This window comes from Peribacillus sp. NPDC055009, from assembly GCF_053608705.1.
Map to the genome: position 1 here is coordinate 110,770 of NZ_JBSGVZ010000009.1, position 19,111 is coordinate 129,880.

Below are 19,111 nucleotides of genomic sequence, written 5' to 3' on the forward strand. Positions count from 1 at the left end.
AAGCGAATGAATTTATTTAACAAATTCGGTTTAGGAGTGAGAAATATGAACCCCATATTAAATCAAATCGGAACAATTTTTATTCCCGTAAGTAATATTGAAAAAGCTCGAAAATGGTATTGTGACTTATTGGGGTTAGCAGCAGCTGGTGAGATATTATACGGTCACTTATATATTGTACCTATGAATGGAATAGGGATTGTTTTAGATAGCAAGATTTATTCAGAGGAAAATATTTTTAAAACTCCAGTTTTTCATTTTAACAGTAATAATATAGACGAAGCATATGAATATATTAAGGAAAGAAAAGTGGAATTATCAACAGAAATTATGCATAATCATTGGTTTAATTTCAAAGACCCTGATGGGAATCATTTAATGGTATGCAAGTGTTAATCTTTTGAATGGGACTAAAGATAAATCGCTGTTGCGGTCATTTTTCTTGTTAAACTAACGGGTGCGTTAGCTGAAGATCGGGGCTGTCTATAAGGCAGCTTTTTCTTATAGAACTAAAGGGGCAGGTTAGTTGAATAACAGTTACAGAAATCAGTATGAAATCCTTACTTCAATGCAGGAAGTAAGGATTTTTTGTTGAACAAATAAAATTAGAATATTATGGGATTTTTATGTGAATAGGAGAGTTTAATATGTCGTTTATGATGGTTAAAAAAGAATTTAAGCTTGTTGGATTAAAAGGTAGTGGGGAGTTTGTTAACTTTGGTAATTTAGTACCCTTGCTTGCAAAGCAACTATTAAGTCGATTAAACGAAATCCTAAATCTAACAGAGAACGAAATTGCATTATTTGAGCCTAAAAAGGATGAGGAGCATAGGATAGGTCATTATTATGTAGGGTTAATTGTGAGTGAGAAATTAAATGAAGTACCAACAGGAATGGATTATATTGAAATAAATAACAGTTACATAACTACAAGAGGGAATATATCTAATTTGGGAGAACTTCATTTGAATTTATTGAATTGGGCAGAAGAACAAGGTTATCAAAGAGATCTCGATTCTTATATTATCGAGACATATCACCCTATGGGGGAAGGAGATGAAGAAGTACAGATTTATTTACCAATTCAAGCTTAAAAGACAAATCGAAAGCCTTCTTCAACAAACGGGTAGTTTAGTGAAAGAAAATAAGGGTCATTTTTTTATGGACCTCGAGTAGTTTACAATTATGAAAATTTGCCCAATTTGGAATAACAAAAGTTGGTGAAAGAATGTACTTAAGCTAACGGGTGCGTTAGTTTTAGAAATGAGCTGTCTTTAAGGCAGCTTTTTCTTATGGAACTATCGGGGCAGGATAGTTCCATAAGTAGATGTTTTTAATGTGGTATTATATGGATATAGAAATAACTTACATAATTTGTAGGGAGATGATTTAATGTCATTTAATATTTTAATACCAATTATCATAATGGGTATCATAACTCTTTGCGGCTTTGGAATTTTCAAGATTGCCAAAATCATAAAAAGGTAATAACTTTCAATAATTTAAATATAGGTGCAATAGTTGAGAATTGAGGCTGGCGGATGTGGCAGCCTTTACTTAATGAATTGAGGGGGCAGGATAGTTGAACAGTTTACGGATTATAGAAAGTCATAAGTTGAGAGGAATATATAGATGTCAAACCATGAAAACGAAGAAATGCTAACTGGAGGGAATGTTTCAAATGTTTATCGTTCGGGAGATACTGTTCGACGAGAATTAAAGCCATATAGTCCCAAAATTCATAAGCTATTAAAGCATTTGGAGAGCAAAGGTTTCAGTTATGCACCAAAGTTTTTAGGTATTGATGTAAAAGGAAGAGAGATATTATCATTTATTGAAGGAGAAGCTGGTAATTATCCTTTAAAGGAATACATGTGGTCTGAAGATGTCTTAATAGAAATAGCGAAAATGCTCCGTCTTTATCATGATTCTGTCAGTGATTTTTCATTTGATGGTAGCTGGGAATCGATAGATAACACCCCCCAACAATTTGAGGTACTATGCCATAATGATTTTGCAATGTACAACATTATTTTTAATAATGAAAGACCAATGGGCATTATTGATTTTGATGTTGCTGGACCTGGTCCAAGACTTTGGGACATAGCTTATTCTCTTTATACTTGCGTCCCCTTAAGTAGATTTTATCTTTCTGAAACAGGTGAGAAAGTTTATTATAATTCATTACAGCATGCTAACTGTATAAAACAAAGAGTTAGATTGTTTTTTGATTCTTACGGTGAGGGAATAGAAGAAAATTATTTGGAAATGGTATTGCTACGATTAGAAGGGTTATGTAAAACCATTACAAGAAAAGCCAGTGAAGGTGATACTGCTTTTCAAAAAATAATTGCTGAAGGGCATCTCGAACATTATGAAAATGATATCAAGTTCATTCGACAACATGGAAAAGAGTGGATTTAAGGGTAGGTTTTTGTTGAACTAACCGGTGCTTAACTTCGGAGCTGATCAGCAGCTTCTTTCTCATGCAACAAACGGGGCAGGTTAGCTTGAAGAGGGAAAAGCGAGTATTTGGGATATTTTTATAATGGACAGTAATAAAGGGGAGTGGAAAATGGAAAGTGAATCTTCGTTAAAAGAACATTTACGTCAACTGGAAGAGAAGTTGTTAAAACCAGAAATTCGTACATCTAAAAAAGAGCTTAATAATTTACTTGCAGACAATTTTTTTGAATTTGGAAGTTCTGGTAAAGTCTTGTACAAAGATGAGGGGATTGGCGAAGAAGGAATAGGGGAGGTAAAGATGAGATTGAGTGATTTTGATATACATCCATTGTCTGAAGAAATAGTGTTAACTACCTACCGAATATTTAACGAAGGTAAAAAACAACATTCATTGCGAAGTTCAATTTGGAAATTAAGAGATGGAAGATGGAAAATGTTTTTCACCAAGGTACAAAAACAACTCCTTCGCTTTAATTACTGACTAATGGGTGCGTAGCTTAAGATTGGAACTGCCTTTTAGGCAGTTTTTTCTTTATGGAGCTATCGAAATTGTACATCCTTCACAAAGTAAGAAAAAAAGCCGACTGCAACTATCCTCCATTTTTCGAAACTATGCGGCTATAGGCGGCCCCGGTATTGTACCGGGACCATTTTCTTTCGTCCCCTTTAGTGGTCAGTAGAATCGGACTGGTACACTCCTTGGTTAAAGAATTGGGTAAAAGTTGGCACGAAAACAATCTAACTACTGTTGAAGAAGCTTTTGTTTTTGTTAGGGATGAACAGAAAAAATACAAAGTATCACCAGAAAATAATTACTGACATGGTCGTAATTAGGAATTTAATCTTTAAGTAACGGGTGCGTTAGCTGAAGATCGGAGCTGTCTTTAGGGCAGCTTTTTCTTAAGGAACTTAACGGGGCAGGATAGTTCCAAAACATTAAAAGTTAACGTACTTCCCTTCTAAGATGTATTCGTCTCGATTTACTTTCTCAATATTGCACCTAACAGAACAATAGTATATTGTTCTGTTAGGTGATATGGTTCATCAACTTAAACCATTAAACTGATTACTGGAGGTATTTTACTGAATGAATAAACAGGACCAACTAAATATTATCAAAGAGGATTTTATTAATTGTCAAAAAGTACTATTGGCAATTGGTGATGAAACACGTCAATCGATCTTGTTAGTTCTAATGGGGACGGATTGTCAAACAGGATTACGTGTGGGTGAAATCACTAAACAAACACATCTTTCTCGACCTGCTGTGTCCCATCATCTTAAGGTTTTACGGGATGCCGGTGTTATTTTAATGCGTAAAGAAGGGACAAAAAACTTTTATTATATTAATGTACGTACAGAATTAGGTTTATTAAGAACGCTTGTGTTGGATATTGATAAGTTCATGCAGAACTTTTATTGAAATGATGGAATATAAACACACATAAGTTGGAGGTATAGGTATGAGAGCAATGGTTATTGATAGGTATGGGAAAGTTCCAATGCATTTGGTAGAAATGCCCACACCTGAAATTGGTGAATATGAGGTACTCGCAGAAATTCATGCAGCTAGTATTAATCCTGTTGATTTTAAGATACGCGATGGGAAAGTGAAATTGTTAGTTAAATATAAAATGCCTCTTATCTTAGGAAATGACTTTTCTGGTGTCGTTGCAAGGGTTGGCACAAAAGTGACTCGTTTTAAAGTTGGTGACGAAATATATGCACGTCCACGTAAGAGTAAAATCGGTACTTTTGCTGAATATATCGCTATTCATGAAGATGACATCGCTTTAAAACCTAAAAATTTAAGCTTTGAAGAAGCAGCATCGATTCCACTGGTTGGGTTAACCGCCTATCAAGCCCTAACTGACATTTTGAAATTACAAAAGGGACAGAAGATTTTAATTCAAGCTGGGGCTGGTGGTGTCGGTACCTTTGCTATTCAACTGGCCAAATTAATGGGTGCCACTGTTGCAACGACTGCCAGTGAAGCTGGTGCGAATTTAGTAAAATCTCTTGGTGCAGATGAAATTATCAATTACAAGATAGAAAAATTTGAAGAGATACTGAAAAACTATGATGCCGTATTTGATACACTTGGGGGTGAGATACTTGAAAAATCATTCGAAGTGATAAAAAACGGAGGGAAAATTGTTTCCGTTTCGGGATTACCGAATGCTCGTTTTGGTAAAGAATATGGTTCCGGATTTTTTAAAACGTTGTTGTTTTCTGCAGCAAGTAATAAACTTACTGCGCTTGAAAAAAGGCATAATGTTCAGTATACGTTTTTGTTTATGAAGCCAAGTGGAGAGCAATTACGTATAATCGCAAACTTTATTGAGACTCGTAAAATTAAACCTATAATTGATAGAGTTTTTCCTTTTGAAGATGCTCAAAAAGCGATGGAATATGCGGAGTCAGGAAGGGCGAAAGGGAAAATAATATTAAAAATCAGATAGTCGTCAAACGAAGTTAAAAATATTTCCCAACTTTCCATTTTTCCTTTTTAATAACTCTATAAAGTCACTCCCTTTTAATCAATCTTTTTTCAGTATGGAGTCTTTTGTAAGGATATTAAATCTAGGGTAAAGGTAACTTTTTTCAATCAATCTTTATTCTAAAGCTACAAATGATCTTCAACGCACAGGTGCTTTAATGAAGTAACCAAAGCCTAAATCACAATTATAACACCGGTAATTTAGGCTTTATGTATTGTGATTTCCTTAACGTTGTAAATCCGACACTATCCTGACGCTACCCCTTAATGAACTATCGGGGCAGGTTAGTTGAAGAAGGAACTATTTTGAACTATCTAGAAGTAAAGACTATAAAGAAAAAGGATAATGAGGTGTTTGTATAGAAAAGGTACCTGTTAAAACGATTAAGAAGATAGAAGAGGACATTGAAAAAAATGATTTAGGGAAAGCAAGGGATAGACTACACGGGTTAATTTCAACCTATCCTAATGAGTTAGAACTTCGCAGAAAGTTGGGGGACATTTATTTTGGATTAAAATACCCTTCGATGGCCGGTCGATATTGGTATCTAGAAAAGAATAAGACACCTGAAATGGTAGATGCGTGTATTCAGTTTGAAAATTCTATGGGTAACGATCCTATTAGAATAGCAAGAGTTCTAAAATTTAAAGGAGATAGTGAAATTATAAAAAGACTGCAAGATCAAGCAATTTCTCCTATACAAAATAAAGTTAAAGAAAAATTAACGGAAGAACCTGATGAGACATTGGAGGATAAGTTATTTACTATTGGGTGTATCACGATATTAATATTAATCATTTTCTTTACATTAATCGGAATTTACACTCTCTTTAGCTGGTTTTTTTGATCCCTAGAATCTGCGAGGTATTTATAGTTGCTGTTCTCCCTAACGCGTGCGTTGGCAGGAAATCGGAGCTGTCTTTAAGGCAGCTTTTTCTTTATGCAACTATAGGGGCAGGTTGGGGAGAAGGAAATTTCGGTAAGATAGCGAATTATGCAATAAAATGAAGCTAAAGGTGATTAGCTATGACCACAAATGATGTGCAATATCTACGCTCAGGATTAAGAGTCAGGTGTGAGAAGGATGTAAATCCATCAGTAAGACGAACTTTGTTTAAGCTTTGCGGTTTGGTTACGTACATATATGGAATTTCCTATAAGGGTTGTTGTATATCTAAAAACGGATTCTCAACTTAAAACCAGAGATACAAGAGAACTGGCAAGTGCTACTTTTTTTGCACCTTATGATAAAACTGTTGAACCTTACATAAGAATTGCAACAGGAGATTATGAAGAATTAGTTTCAGAAAGGAAAAAATGATGCTTTATGGGCAATTTTACGCAGCACGGCTCATGAAATAATCCATTATCAACAATGGCTAGAAATAAGGAAATGGATGAGAAAGAAGCAGAAAACAGAAGCGAAGAATTATTAGATAGTTACTATGAATTTTTGTGATTTGATATTATTGTTTGAATAAACAGGTCCATTAGTTGAGATATAGAGTTGCCATGTGGTGGCTTTTTTCTTTATGGAACTAACGGGGCATGATAGTTGCACGAGGCTTAATTATTTTCGTTGCAGAATATATGCTCATAAATAGTTCAGGTTGAGGAGATTAGAACTATAAAAGTTGTGAGTTGAGTTTAGCTGTAATTGCAATTAGTTCAGTAGTAATAGCTTTGAGAATGGGCAATGTAGCTAATTACTTGTATGACTTAGTTATCAGGAAATCGCTAATCTTTTCTCATCCTGCTAGGCCATTTTCTTTTTAACTAACAGGTGCTTTAGTTCGTAAAAAGATAAAAGGAGAGTACATATTATTCATGGTTAATATGTGCTCTCCTTTAATATTAAGGCTTTTATAATTTTGGTCTTGATAATTGAAGTTCAGTTATAAAATCTCCATCTTCGAAGGGTTGCTCTGTTTTGTGTAGCGTTGGGAAGATAAACAAAGTTACCATCATAAAAAATTGTCGCACTAAAAATCAATATTCTCTTAGGTAGATAATATAAAATCAAAGGGAAGGTGTTATTGATTCGAAGCACAAAGGAACAGGTACCAATGGTGGTACCCTATTGATATAGCTTATTTCATTTAACTTCTTACAATTGTATTTTCTTCTTTGCATGCTTTAATTACTTCTAACCAATGATTCGGCTTTTGTCCTTTAAACTTCTCTTTCAAATTGAATGTAGCTAATCTTTCTAATTTGTTTTTTGCTGCCTTAGACATGACTGAATTAAGATTAGAAACTTCTAACATTTGGATAGAACCATCTAGTTCAATTGATCTTCTTAATGCATGAATAGACGTTCCCGTTACTAATCGATTCATGGTTTCTTTAAAGCTCTTGCTATCCATAGTTTCACTTATCGAATCTAAAACCAATTCTTCTATATTAAATTCATGGGCGGCCTCTAACAACTCTAAATAAAGCGCGGCTACTCCCTTCATATAAATACTACGGACTAGTTTTATAGCAGAAGCGTCGCCAGGATTCTCACTCACCTTAGTTATATCCATGCCGTATGGAGTCATTAAGGCGATAAGCCGATCTACTCCGTTACCACTTGCTGAAATAGGAACTTTATGTTTATAAACTGGTAAGGGTCCTAACATTGCTGCGTCGACAAAAAATGCTTTTTTTTCTTGTATGTTTTTGTTAATATTTTGTTTTACTACAGGAGTCGAAGCCGATACATCAACGTAAATACAATCTTTCTTCAGATGAAGTTTTAACACTTCGCTAACCTCGTAAGCTTTATCAGCTGGTACTGCTACCATGACTACATCAACTTCATTTAATACGCCCTCGGGATCGGAACGAAGCTCCACTTGCGCTTGTATAGCCCGTTCTTTTATTTGCGGACCGAAAGTAGGATGGTCTAACATGACATCATGAGCGAGGATCTTTTCTAAACCTTCTTGTTTTAATCCAACGGATAATTCAAAGGCTGCTTCTCCAAATCCAATAAAACCTAATTTCATTCTAAAGTTCTCCCTTCTTTTTATAGTCCATACGCTTTTATTTGTTCTCTCAACCAAGGAGGTTCAATGCTTCCTTCTGGTTTACCTTGCTTGCGGGTTGTTTCATAAGCTGTAATGGTTTCTATGCGCGTTTTCTCATAATCTAGTTTTTTCTCTGCCTTAGAAAGAGCCACTTCAATCTTGTCTCTTGGAACCACAATAACACCATCATCATCACCAATGATCAAATCTCCTGGAATTACAGATACCCCTCCACAAGAAATAGGTTTATGAAGCTCACCAGGACCATCTTTAAGAGGACCGTTTGGAATAAATCCTTTTGCAAAAATAGGGAATTTTAATTGGCTAAGTGTTTCTTTATCACGAACTAATCCATCAATGATGACTCCTTCAAGTCCAATGGCTTTCGCAGCTCCTGCCATCAATTCTCCAAGGTAGGCGTTTGAAGTATGTCCTTTTCCATCCGCAACTAATACATAACCTTCTTTCCCATCATAGATAGCTTGATGAAGGAACAAATTATCTCCAGGTCTTAAGCTTACTGTTAGAGCAGTACCAACTACTTTCATACCTGGTGCTACAGGCTTTATTTTATAATCCATAGAACCTGTACATCCCATCGCATCTGATATAAGTGTAGTGTTAAGACGTTTTGCTCTTTCGATAATTTCTTCCGACAATAACGGTGCTAAGTTACTCAATGACATGCACTCCTTTTACTTTTTTATGTTTCCAATAACTAAACAATTAGCTACTAAATGTAACTTGTTATCTTTGATGTACTATCAACTAAGATAACGCTTTCAAAAATTACATAATTTTTAGTGTATTTCCTGTCTCTTCAACACTTTGTCACGTTATTTTACTAAGTTTATTGACAAAAAAAGAGTTGTAGGTCATTGGAAAATCCACTATTTTTGTTAACTTCAGTTCCAAAGTAATAAATATTACTAAAACTTGTTTGGGGGTAATATTTATTACTAATAACTTAAATGTATACTAACAGCGTTATTTATTAAAGTAAACCCTTTTTTTAATGACATTGAAAAGAAACTGAATTTTAAGAAGAAAAAGGGCTTAAGAACAAAGAAAGCGAATTAGATTGTTAACTTGAAAGGTTCAATCACCTTTATTAGCTCATTTATTCCGAAGTTCTAAAAGAAATTAATTTTATTTACTACTTATGAAGTAATCATGCATAACGTTTATGGATACGTTCTAGAAGTTTCAGGTAAGGAAATTATTAATACTCTTATTTAAGGGACTCCTTTTTACATTAATAAATAAAAATGCTAAAATTCAATTAAATATCGTAATAAATACTTTATTGGAATAAAAAAATATAAAATTTACACTATAATATGTTCAATTGGAGCGAATCTTATGGAAAACCCAATAATAAAATTAAAAAACAAGATATCAGAATTAACAGAAACACAACAAAGAGTTGCGGACTATATTATTAAAAATCCTGTGGATGTCGCTTTTTTAACCGTTGATCAGTTGGCTGGAATTGTAGGAACTAGTACTACCACCATTATGAGATTGACTTTTAGTCTGAATTATTCGGGATATACTGAATTTCAAAAAGGACTTCAGGAACTTTTACGTAATAGAGCAGCTCCTCAAATTAGATTAGAGGCAAATTTGAAAGATTTAAATGAAAGTGATTTGTGGATTCGCTCTGCAGAAAGTCAACTCGATAATATTCAATCTACAGTAGAGATGATTTCCACGGAGAGTTTAAATAAAACGATGGAAATGATTGTGTCTGCAGATCGAATATTTTGTACCAGTGTGAGAAGTGGATTACCAGTGGCACAACATTTAACTTTTGGACTTAATCGTCTACTTGGAAACTGTGAATTGATTGTTGCTGATTTAAGCGATTGGGTTGACAAAGGAATTAATTTTACTTCGAAGGATTTAGTCATCGCAACCTCTTTTCCAAGATACGCTAGAAGAATTGTTGAATTCGCGATGGTAGCTAAAGACAATAAGGCACAAATTATTTCTATTACTGATAGTTATTCTTCTCCTCTAGTTAAGTATTCGGATTTAGTATTGCCATGTAATTCTAGTAGTATCGCTTTTCATAATTCACCAATAGCATCTATGCTTGTAGCAGATTATCTTGTAAGCGCCATAGCCATTAATTATCCTGAAAAAACAAAAAATCGTCTTGATGAAATTAATTCAATTCTTACCAAAATGAATTATCACTATAGTGATTAAATTTAAAAGATGATAGGAGCAAGGATTCAATTGAACCCTTGCTCCTATCATCTTTTTATTTCTTCTTAACCAGATATCCTACTCACCATCATCTACTCTCTGCTTGATAAAAAAAGGTTTACTTTCAATAAGCATCCATGATAGTATGCTTTTAATAGTTAAAAATATTACAACATAAATTATAAAGGTAAAAAATATTACTACGAAAAAGGACGTTAATTCTTAGAGATATAGTTAGTTTTCTCCAATTTATGGTTTTGTTAAAAATATCACCAGTATATGCCTGAATTTTTTTACAAAAGAAATTATTATAATATGCTGAATGACTATTGGAATCTAAGAATCATCGAATATTGCTTTATTTTTAAAATTAAAGGTTTTTGAAAACGTTATCTTTTTGAGTTTTTTGTTTACAGATAATAAATGATCTTTATGTTACTTTAACTATTAGAAAAATTTCTTACATGTAATGAGCACTCTTTAATTAAAGTGGTGATTCATAAAAAAATTTTAAATGAAAAAGAGGTGTAATTAGGTGAATAATTTAAAACTGTAAAAATCAGATCAGACTATTAAAAGAGCAAGATACCAGCGTATTGGTAATATTATCTTAACGGATCTAATGATCAATTGGATGTATAATTACTAGTACTTCAAGATATGGTTCATAGCAACAATTACAGGGGAATTCAATAATGTCAGTTTTGTAAACCCTTACAATGAAGTGGTGTTAAGAGTCCATTAAGCAGTGCTAACTTATATTATAGAAAATTTTCATATATGATTCGAAATAACGTATTCAACATGTATTCTAAAAAGTCAGGGAAGATAAAGAGGGGGCATACTATGTTAACATTTCTGGGATTTGCCATGATTGTGGTCTTTATGTATTTAATCATGAGTAAGCGCTTATCAGCATTCAGTGCACTTACGGTTGTTCCGATAGTTTTTGCGCTAATTGCAGGATTTACGGATTTAGGACCGATGATGTTAAAAGGTCTAGAGACTATAGCTCCTACTGCTATTATGATTATTTTTGCCATTCTTTATTTTGGTGTATTAATTGATACAGGATTATTTGATCCACTAGTATCAAAAATTTTAAAAATGGTAGGCGGTGACCCATTAAAAATTGTGCTGGGCACTGCGATTTTATCATTGGTAGTTGCTTTAGATGGTGATGGTACTATTACCTACCTTATTGTAGTAACAGCTTTTCTTCCTTTATATAATAAACTGGGTATGAATAAACTCATTTTGGCCTGCATTCCTGCGTTAGCGATGGGGGTTATGAACTTGTTACCGTGGGGTGGACCAGCTGCCCAAGCTACGGCGGCGGTAAAAGTGGATATAATAGACTTGCTTTTGCCAATCATTCCTTCTATGATTGCGGGTGTGTTATGGATTTTAGGAGTGGCATACTTCTTGGGTCGACGTGAGCGTAAGAGATTAGGAGTTATCAATATTGAAGCTAGCTTTAATGAAGAAGAACTTGCTGCTGCACTTGAGGTAGGAATGGACTCATCAATAAAACGACCTAAATTATTTTGGTTTAACCTAGGCCTTACGATTTTAGTATTGGCAGCTTTACTTACGGGCTTCCTACCGTTGCCTGCGTTATTCATGCTCGGCTTTGCCATCGTTATGATTGTAAATTATCCAAACTTGCAGGACCAGAAGGATCGCTTACACGCACATGCAGGTAATATATTAACTGTTGTCTCCATGATATTTGCAGCAGGTGTATTTACTGGGATTATAGATGGTACTGGCATGGTTAGCGCGATGGCAGATACCCTAATAGCAGTTATTCCAGACTCTCTCGGACCAAAATTAACAGTCATTGTTGCACTTATAAGCATGCCATTTACATTTTTCATGGCGAATGCTCCCTTTTATTTCGGGATTATTCCGATTATGGCAGAAACAGCTGCCAACTTCGGTATCCATCCGATGGAAGTTGGACAAGCTTCTTTATTAGGACAACCCTTGCACTTGTTAAGTCCACTCCAAGGTTCTATCTATATATTAATGGGGCTTCTTGGTATAGAAATAGGTGATCATATTCGCTTTACAGCCAAGTATGCGGTAGGTACAGCATTAGTTATGATAATTGTTGGTGTTTTGTTCGGAGTACTATCCATTTAATCATATAAACATAATAAATTGCAGAGAGCTAGTAATTCAAAATAGCTCTCTTTTATTGGTCTAGAATTACTTATTATTGTAACTATTTTATTTCATGCTTATTTATAAAGTACTAAAGTTGATTTTACTTTTTAATTAACTTCTAATGCACCAGGATTAAGCAGCGTACAAAAGCTTTAAAAGAAGTCCAGGATGCTTAGTAGGCCTTGGTATAACAATGGGTAATGCAGATGAATAATTAATTTTTTTTGCTGATCTTTACAAAAAAAAACAGTGAATACGGTATAGCTTTTATATAGAAAAAGTAATTGAAATTTTGTACTTAAACTAACGGGTGCCTAAGTTCATTAACAGGGGTTGTTTCGGCAGCCTTTTTCTTATGGAACTAAAGGGGTAGGTTAGTTGAATTAAAGGGGAAAAAAGAATGCAATAGTTTTCATTTTACTTAAAAGCTGTAAGTTATTATAACTAAGCATTTATATTACATAAATAATGACATGACTGTAGGCTATTTTTCATACAATATTTTTGGGGTGAAAAAATGACAAGAGCAAAATACACAAGTTCAGACGTTGACTTAATGGCAAGGATGATGAGAGCAGAAGCCGAAGGTGAAGGAAAACAAGGAATGTTATATGTTGGAAATGTAATTGTGAATCGTCTTGTAGCTAATTGTTTAGACTTTAAAGGTTTAAGAACAATTCCACAAGTCATTTATCAAGTACAAGGAGGAAATTATTCTTTTGAAGCTGTTCAAAAAGGGAATGTATTTTATCAAAGAGCGAGAGGTATTGAAAGAAGATTAGCAGAACAGAATTTGAAGCACTGGAGACAGCATCCGGCTAGATATGCTCTTTGGTATTTTAATCCATATGCTCCATGCCCTCCAACATGGTATGATCAGCCACATACTGGTCAATTTAAAGACCATTGTTTTTATGAACCAAAACCTGGAACATGTGATAGTGTTTATAGAGGTTAAGCTTACTCTTTGAGTAAGCTTTTTTACATATTTAAAATATTTATACAATTTATAAAACTTTTAGTAATAGTTTTTATCTAAAAAAGTAAGATTGTGAATTATTGTACTTCAGCTAACGGGTGCGTTAGCTGAAGATCGGAGTTTTCTTAAGGCAGCTCCTTTTCTATGCAACAAACGGGGCAGGTTAGTTCCATAAGCGTTGTGTACTCGAAATACGAAGACTTAGTTTATTTATTTTTCCCCAACTTCTCGTTACCCGTTTAAAGTTACCCGTAATTTTAGCTAACAATAACTGTAGTTCTGTTATATTATTTTCAACTTCATTGATTCTTTCTATTAGACGAAGAGCCTCCCTATCCTTTAAAAATTTAATTTGTTTACCTTTGTAATAGATTACTACTGTTCCTTTTTTCGTTATTCGATAAGTAAATGGTTCTTCACTTAATCTGTTTCGTTTGTCTATATCGCTCACTACACCGTCTCCCTACTTATTTATAAAAGGCAGTTAATTCTCCTGTTTTCTTTAAATATTTTTATTCACAGTCTGTGTCAAATCTGCGATAAGTCTTATAGAACTAACGGGTGCGTTCGTTAATTAGTGAGCTGTGGCGATTGGCCTTTTTCTTATGGAGCTAATGTAAGCAGGGTAGTTTTAATTAGCTATAAAAAATGTCATTAATATTTCAAAATAGATGCATATCCGTTTCGGATCTATTCATTAGTTCATATCCTATTAATACTAGGGAGGAGATGAATAGATTGGCATCTAATGATGAATTGATTTGTCAAAAGTTTGCTAGGATTATCGGCGGCCAAGAAGGATTTGCGGGTGGCAAATGTGTGGTAACCATAAATCGAAATGAAATAAAAGTAAAAATTTTAGGGGAACGTTTTAGTGTAACCTCTTCTTTCTCATATGAATCCCGAGATAATCAGACTGGACGAGCATTGTGCCTAGGCAGGGTAGCACTCTTGCAAAAAGAAGTCGGGAATTTTGTTGCTTCCATTCATAAACAAGGAATAATAGTTTCATCCGTACACAATGAGTGGCTATTCGATAATCCGAATTTGATTTACGTTAATATCGAAGCTGTTGATGATCCATTAGTTTTTGCAAGGAAAGTCAGAAAAGCGTTAAGGAACTAATGGATTTCCCACTAATGGTAAAACGGAGCTGTCATAAAAGCAGCTATAAACTGATCACGGTAAAAACCGAGTTTTGTTGAACTAAAGGTGTGTTAACTGAAGATCGGAGCTGTCTTTAAGGCAGCTTTTTCTTATGCAACCATCGGGCAGATTAGTGGAAGAAGGTATTTATTGTTCAGCTAAAGAATAGTATTCGGTAAAGGTTGATTTTAAGGAATAAACTAACTTAATACAGGAGGGGAAAATGGTTGATAATAGTTATGAGAAACAACATCTCAAAAAACTTAGGACTTTTACTTATATCACGATAGCATTAATATTTTCAATGATATTTCTATTTATTAGCATTTTTCTTTTGTATTTTCCTATGATAGGCATTTTAGACCTTGTGTACTTTACACCAAAAATAGCAATTTTCGCATTCTTGATTTCTTGTGTATTTTCTGTTTTAGCTATAAAAAATCTCTTTGGTAAGATATTGTTAGTATTAAACATATTTCTAATGCTATTTATGATTTTTTATGGACCATAACTAGATACAATTAAATGAGGACTACACATTTTAGATATCTAATATGTGTAGTCCTTTTCCTATCAATTGTGGAAAATATTTGTTTTTTGAAGGTGATTCTCTTATTTTGTTGTATTTTTATTAATTGATGGATTAATAAAAATACAACAAACGGAGGGAAATCACATGTTTAACAATTGGAAAAAAACACTGATGGCTGGAGTGATCAGCTTATCCTTGCTAGGTACTGGGTACGCCAGTCACGACCTGATCTCCTCGCAAAACGTCTCGGCTGAACCGGCAGCTAAAAATGCACCAGGGCATTTGAAAAAAGTGGAGTCTTCCCAGCTTGATGAAATTATCAAACGTGGATACATCAGGGTAGGAATGACCGGGGACTACAAACCATTTACCTATTTGAACCCGGAAACAAATGAGTATGAAGGCTTTGACGTGGACGCTGCCAAAGAGCTTGGCAAAGACCTTGGTGTGGAGGTGAAATTTGTCGCTACCACATGGCCTGCGATGATGAAAGACTTGCAAACGGACAAATTTGATATCGCTGTGGGCGGTGTGACTCGCAACACAGCCAGACAAAAAAGCGCTTATGTATCCCAAGGTTACCTTTCATTCGGTAAGGTGCCTTTGATTCGCAAGGAAGATAAAGACAAGTATCTTACCATTGAAGATATCAACAAGCCTTCTGTACGCATTGGCGTAAATCCAGGCGGAACAAACGAAGAATTTGTCCGTCAGTATCTAAGCAATGCTAACGTAACGGTTGTAGAAAACAATCTTGATATCCCACATCTTGTTGCAGAAGGTACGTATGATGTTATGATCACAGACACAGTAGAAGCAATGCTGTATGCAAAAGATGATCCAAGATTGTATGCGGCTCAAACTGACAAGCCTTTCACAAACAGTGAAAAAGGTTATATGATCCCAAGAGGCGATTTCATTTATGCAAGCTACTTGGAAATGTGGATAGATGAAATGAAGCTCCAAGGAAAATTTGATTCCCTCTACAAAAAGTGGATGGAATAGAATCTACCCTTAAAACTGCCGTGTAGGGAAGCATTTTTTCGCTAACAGGTGCTTTAGTTTGGTTAGAAGTGAATTAGAAGTTTTTTTACGGTTTATAAAACTATTAGCTTGTCTCAGTATTACTCTTTGGACATTACGCCCGGTCACCCCAATTTCCATAGCACATTAGAAATAATGTCACAAAAGTCTTAAATAGGTTAACATTCTTTAATTCCCACCGGTGTTTGTACCTTAAAAAAAGGCCATCATTTGATGGCCTTTTAAATGTAAAAAACATCCTTAATTAACTAAAGGGGCAGGCTAGCTCATTAATTTTCAAGCAGAAAAATAAAAAACCACTCAGAGTGTTTTTTAATCGCGCATTGCTCCTGCCTCTCGGGAAGTCATTGCACCTTGTCCTTCGCTTACATCTTTTTGAATTTGTTGTTTTACTTTTTGTGCATCAGATCCGGCAAATTCCGGTTTCATAATTGAACCCAAGTTTCCTTTAGCTGGTTGATTTTGTTGCATACAAGTCCTCCTCAATTTATTGTTTGAAATCTTATTATTTACAAAAAAGTTCAAGAGTACTATTTGAAATTTGTTTAACAATTGGGCCCGATTGTTGAAGAAACAGAAGCAAATTACTTTTGCAAAAATAGCCCTGAAAACGAGTAACATCTCTCGGAAACTCAAGTGATGCTCTACATACTTCATCGTATTATTTTGTGGAATTGAAGGGAATATATGTGTCGTAAAGAATATATATTGAAAAAAATTATATTGATGAGAGGGATATATCATGATTAGTGAAAAGAGCAAAGAAACCATTGAAAATTATATTATGACCTACAATTCGTTTTTATAGTTGAGTGTATCTAACGGATTTCTTTATTGCAATAAACGCGTGAACAGGCACAAAGGCCTTTAATAATGATGTCGGTATTCAACAAAAGGGAACGGTTCTTTAATGCTTAATGAATTAAAAGATGCTTTACTTCATTATCAGGAGCTGATCAGCAGCTCCTTTTCTTATGCAGCTAAAGGGGCAGTGACTTCAAACAATTTAAGTTATTCAAATAGGTATTTTTTTGTTGAAAAACAATACTTTTAGTGTAAAATTACACTAAAAGGAGAATTTAGTATATATGGAAAAAGAAGACTTCATCAATTTAATATCAGAAAAAATGAAACTTGTTCGAACAGAACAAAGTTTTTCTCAGGATAAGATGTCTGAAATTCTAGGGATTTCAAAAAAAACACTAGTTCAAATTGAAAAAAGAAGAACAGAAGCCAATTGGACCACCGTTGTTGCCTTTTGTGCTTTGTTTAATCATAGCCAATTATTGATATCATCAATTGGTGACAATCCAGTTGATTTTGTTCAGTTAATTGCTAGCAAAAATGGTGGTACGCCTAAAGAAAAAACAATGGGTGGTAAGATATGGTGGAAAGAAATAGAGTCTAGAGGGGATTTTCGTTTGCAACAAAATTTGATTAGTAACCATTACCGTATATTGGATCAATATGATTATCGTTGGCATAGTTCTTTTGATAAAGAAGAGAGTTTAAGTCGTTTAAATGAATTACAGGATATGGGGAATATCGAGATAGACAAAGGTATAGGGATATATGAAGAATAAGATTTTGCTTGTTCTATTGATAATAAGTTTAGGAGTGAATTTTTATATATTCGGGAAAATGGTTTCTGACTGAACAAAGGTATGAACCTTCCTCTGAAGAAAAGGTTATTTTAAGTGAAATGGTTCAAAAAACGGTTGAGAGTGAAGAGTATAAAAAGATAGCAGAAAAAGAGAATATCATTGCTATTGATGCAAACATGGATAAAAATAAAGGTGGAATATTCCCCTACTATTTTGGAGTAAGTGTCCGTACTGACATACAAACCTATCTGTTTGCTTGCAGTAATGAACAATGCTCAGAAATGGAAAGCGCAGGAACGACTTATTCTCGATATAAAGAAGAAGTACCCAGAATTCCATTTAAAAAATAGAGAAAAGCCAAAAAATAACTGAAATAAAAGAAAGCCTACATCCTTTAATAGCAAGGGTCGTAGGCTTATTTTATTCTTATAGTTGTTTAATTTACATAAAGTCGTACCGATTTAAAAAAAGTTTAACCGTTTTTCTTATGAAACTATAGGGGCAGGTTAGTTCAAGAAACAAAAAGGGGTTCTACCTAAATTTTAAAACGAACAAGACTAGATTATACTTAATGTTTTTTTTACTATAATCCTTATTGGATTGAAGAAATTTGCGACACTCCTGCCGAATTACTGGCTAGCCGGGACACCGCAGCCGCTCGCGGCGAGGAGGCTTGGCAGGCAGTCGGCGGAAAGGGAGCGATTTCTGAAATCAACTGGAACGTTTTTTAAATAAAAAACTTCAGTCAATCTCGCTTTTCTTCGAATTTGTCTACAGTCTGAAACCATTCTATAATGAATGGTTTTTATCTTTATCATAATTTGGTGATGTACTGGAGTGTGTTAATATGCGGTCTAATACTTTTTCAGTAAATGGCATAAAGAAATTAAGTATTAGCCCCCCTAAACAAACGGTTAATAAAGTTCCAACGCCAATTGGTCCATTTGAAATCATTGCCAATATCAAGAATAGGAGGTAAATGAATGTTCTCGAAAGGAATATATTTGTTCTAGTTAATTCTTGTATGATTAATGTTAATCGGTCAACTGGAATCGGTGCAAAATTTGTGTGTAAATATGTTGCAGTTCCTAATCCTATAACAACTAAGCCGATTCCAAAACAAACAACTTTGCTGTACCAAAGTTCAGGTGTTATCAAATTGTGGAATAAAAAAAGCCACATATCAATACCGATACCAGTTATAAATGCTGTTAACAATCCCAATACTTCTGGTCTTTGTCTTTTTAAGAATGAATTACTGCATATCAATATTAAAGCTATTATTATTTCCCAACTTCCCACAGTAAGCCCCACATTTATGGACAGTCCCACCAAAAGTGCATCAAAAGGTGAAGTTCCAAGGTCTGATTGTATAGTGAAAGAAATACCAAGGGTTAATATTATAATTCCCAATACATAAAAAACATATTTCACTTTAC

General features: G+C 34.3%; 20 protein-coding genes. 15 read left to right on the forward strand and 5 right to left on the reverse strand.

Features of this window, described 5'->3' with window-relative positions:
• The first annotated feature begins 45 nt into the window (after positions 1–45).
• The 8 genes from ACWF5P_RS15300 to ACWF5P_RS15335 all read left to right on the forward strand — a co-directional run bounded on the left by ACWF5P_RS15300 (position 46) and on the right by ACWF5P_RS15335 (position 6,288).
• Positions 46–396 carry a VOC family protein gene (locus ACWF5P_RS15300; RefSeq protein WP_260356619.1) on the forward strand — a complete coding sequence of 117 codons (351 nt, stop codon included), beginning with the start codon at positions 46–48 and terminating at the stop codon, positions 394–396.
• Between the two features lie 251 nt (positions 397–647).
• Positions 648–1,094: a GyrI-like domain-containing protein gene (locus ACWF5P_RS15305; RefSeq protein ID WP_434168538.1), complete on the forward strand. Its 447-nt coding sequence runs from the start codon at positions 648–650 to the stop codon at positions 1,092–1,094.
• 538 nt (positions 1,095–1,632) lie between these two features.
• Positions 1,633–2,424 carry a phosphotransferase gene (locus tag ACWF5P_RS15310; RefSeq protein ID WP_434168539.1) on the forward strand — a complete coding sequence of 264 codons (792 nt, stop codon included), beginning with the start codon at positions 1,633–1,635 and terminating at the stop codon, positions 2,422–2,424.
• 151 nt (positions 2,425–2,575) lie between these two features.
• Entirely contained in the window at positions 2,576–2,947 is a 372-nt protein-coding gene (locus ACWF5P_RS15315; protein ID WP_434168540.1) for a DUF4440 domain-containing protein, read from the forward strand.
• Positions 2,948–3,553: 606 nt separating this feature from the next.
• Positions 3,554–3,889: an ArsR/SmtB family transcription factor gene (locus ACWF5P_RS15320; protein ID WP_137020278.1), complete on the forward strand. Its 336-nt coding sequence runs from the start codon at positions 3,554–3,556 to the stop codon at positions 3,887–3,889.
• A gap of 40 nt (positions 3,890–3,929) precedes the next feature.
• Positions 3,930–4,928, forward strand: coding sequence for an NADP-dependent oxidoreductase (locus tag ACWF5P_RS15325; RefSeq protein ID WP_452445037.1), 999 nt, complete (start codon positions 3,930–3,932; stop codon positions 4,926–4,928).
• A 397-nt stretch (positions 4,929–5,325) separates the two neighbouring features.
• The gene (locus tag ACWF5P_RS15330) at positions 5,326–5,814 is read left to right on the forward strand and encodes a DUF6584 family protein (protein WP_101224750.1); all 489 of its coding nucleotides are present in this window, start codon (positions 5,326–5,328) and stop codon (positions 5,812–5,814) included.
• Between the two features lie 297 nt (positions 5,815–6,111).
• The gene (locus tag ACWF5P_RS15335) at positions 6,112–6,288 is read left to right on the forward strand and encodes a hypothetical protein (protein ID WP_434168542.1); all 177 of its coding nucleotides are present in this window, start codon (positions 6,112–6,114) and stop codon (positions 6,286–6,288) included.
• 778 nt (positions 6,289–7,066) lie between these two features.
• On the opposite strand, the gene ACWF5P_RS15340 is transcribed toward ACWF5P_RS15335, so the two are convergent.
• Together ACWF5P_RS15340 and ACWF5P_RS15345 are read right to left on the reverse strand one after the other, a co-directional pair.
• Complete coding sequence (locus ACWF5P_RS15340; RefSeq protein ID WP_434168543.1) at positions 7,067–7,960, reverse strand: prephenate dehydrogenase/arogenate dehydrogenase family protein; 894 nt, start codon at positions 7,958–7,960, stop codon at positions 7,067–7,069.
• Positions 7,961–7,980: 20 nt separating this feature from the next.
• Positions 7,981–8,661, reverse strand: a complete 681-nt coding sequence (locus tag ACWF5P_RS15345) for an RraA family protein (RefSeq protein ID WP_101224748.1) — start codon at positions 8,659–8,661, stop codon at positions 7,981–7,983.
• 682 nt (positions 8,662–9,343) lie between these two features.
• Between ACWF5P_RS15345 and ACWF5P_RS15350 the strand changes: the two genes are divergently transcribed.
• The 3 genes from ACWF5P_RS15350 (at position 9,344) to ACWF5P_RS15360 (ending at position 13,325) form a co-directional block, all read left to right on the forward strand.
• A complete protein-coding gene (locus ACWF5P_RS15350) occupies positions 9,344–10,195 on the forward strand; it encodes a MurR/RpiR family transcriptional regulator (protein ID WP_101225846.1) in 852 nt (283 codons plus the stop codon).
• A gap of 846 nt (positions 10,196–11,041) precedes the next feature.
• Positions 11,042–12,343 (forward strand): citrate:proton symporter, encoded by a 1,302-nt coding sequence (locus ACWF5P_RS15355; protein ID WP_434168544.1) that lies wholly within the window; start codon positions 11,042–11,044, stop codon positions 12,341–12,343.
• 541 nt (positions 12,344–12,884) lie between these two features.
• Complete coding sequence (locus ACWF5P_RS15360) at positions 12,885–13,325, forward strand: cell wall hydrolase (protein ID WP_034310898.1); 441 nt, start codon at positions 12,885–12,887, stop codon at positions 13,323–13,325.
• Between the two features lie 184 nt (positions 13,326–13,509).
• Here the strand turns inward: ACWF5P_RS15360 and ACWF5P_RS15365 are convergent, their stop codons facing one another.
• On the reverse strand, positions 13,510–13,797 hold the full coding sequence (locus tag ACWF5P_RS15365) for a hypothetical protein (protein ID WP_434168545.1): 288 nt from the start codon (positions 13,795–13,797) through the stop codon (positions 13,510–13,512).
• Between the two features lie 287 nt (positions 13,798–14,084).
• Between ACWF5P_RS15365 and ACWF5P_RS15370 the strand changes: the two genes are divergently transcribed.
• Positions 14,085–14,471, forward strand: coding sequence for a DUF1259 domain-containing protein (locus ACWF5P_RS15370; RefSeq protein WP_452445038.1), 387 nt, complete (start codon positions 14,085–14,087; stop codon positions 14,469–14,471).
• 697 nt (positions 14,472–15,168) lie between these two features.
• Complete coding sequence (locus ACWF5P_RS15375; protein WP_434168547.1) at positions 15,169–16,029, forward strand: transporter substrate-binding domain-containing protein; 861 nt, start codon at positions 15,169–15,171, stop codon at positions 16,027–16,029.
• 351 nt (positions 16,030–16,380) lie between these two features.
• Here the strand turns inward: ACWF5P_RS15375 and ACWF5P_RS15380 are convergent, their stop codons facing one another.
• Positions 16,381–16,539 carry a hypothetical protein gene (locus tag ACWF5P_RS15380; protein WP_202190661.1) on the reverse strand — a complete coding sequence of 53 codons (159 nt, stop codon included), beginning with the start codon at positions 16,537–16,539 and terminating at the stop codon, positions 16,381–16,383.
• A 617-nt stretch (positions 16,540–17,156) separates the two neighbouring features.
• Here ACWF5P_RS15380 and ACWF5P_RS15385 point away from each other — a divergent pair.
• Positions 17,157–17,651: a helix-turn-helix transcriptional regulator gene (locus ACWF5P_RS15385; RefSeq protein WP_101225789.1), complete on the forward strand. Its 495-nt coding sequence runs from the start codon at positions 17,157–17,159 to the stop codon at positions 17,649–17,651.
• 119 nt (positions 17,652–17,770) lie between these two features.
• On the forward strand, positions 17,771–18,022 hold the full coding sequence (locus tag ACWF5P_RS15390; protein ID WP_452445039.1) for a hypothetical protein: 252 nt from the start codon (positions 17,771–17,773) through the stop codon (positions 18,020–18,022).
• Between the two features lie 439 nt (positions 18,023–18,461).
• On the opposite strand, the gene ACWF5P_RS15395 is transcribed toward ACWF5P_RS15390, so the two are convergent.
• Entirely contained in the window at positions 18,462–19,106 is a 645-nt protein-coding gene (locus tag ACWF5P_RS15395; protein WP_402940367.1) for a YczE/YyaS/YitT family protein, read from the reverse strand.
• Between the last annotated feature and the right edge of the window lie 5 nt (positions 19,107–19,111).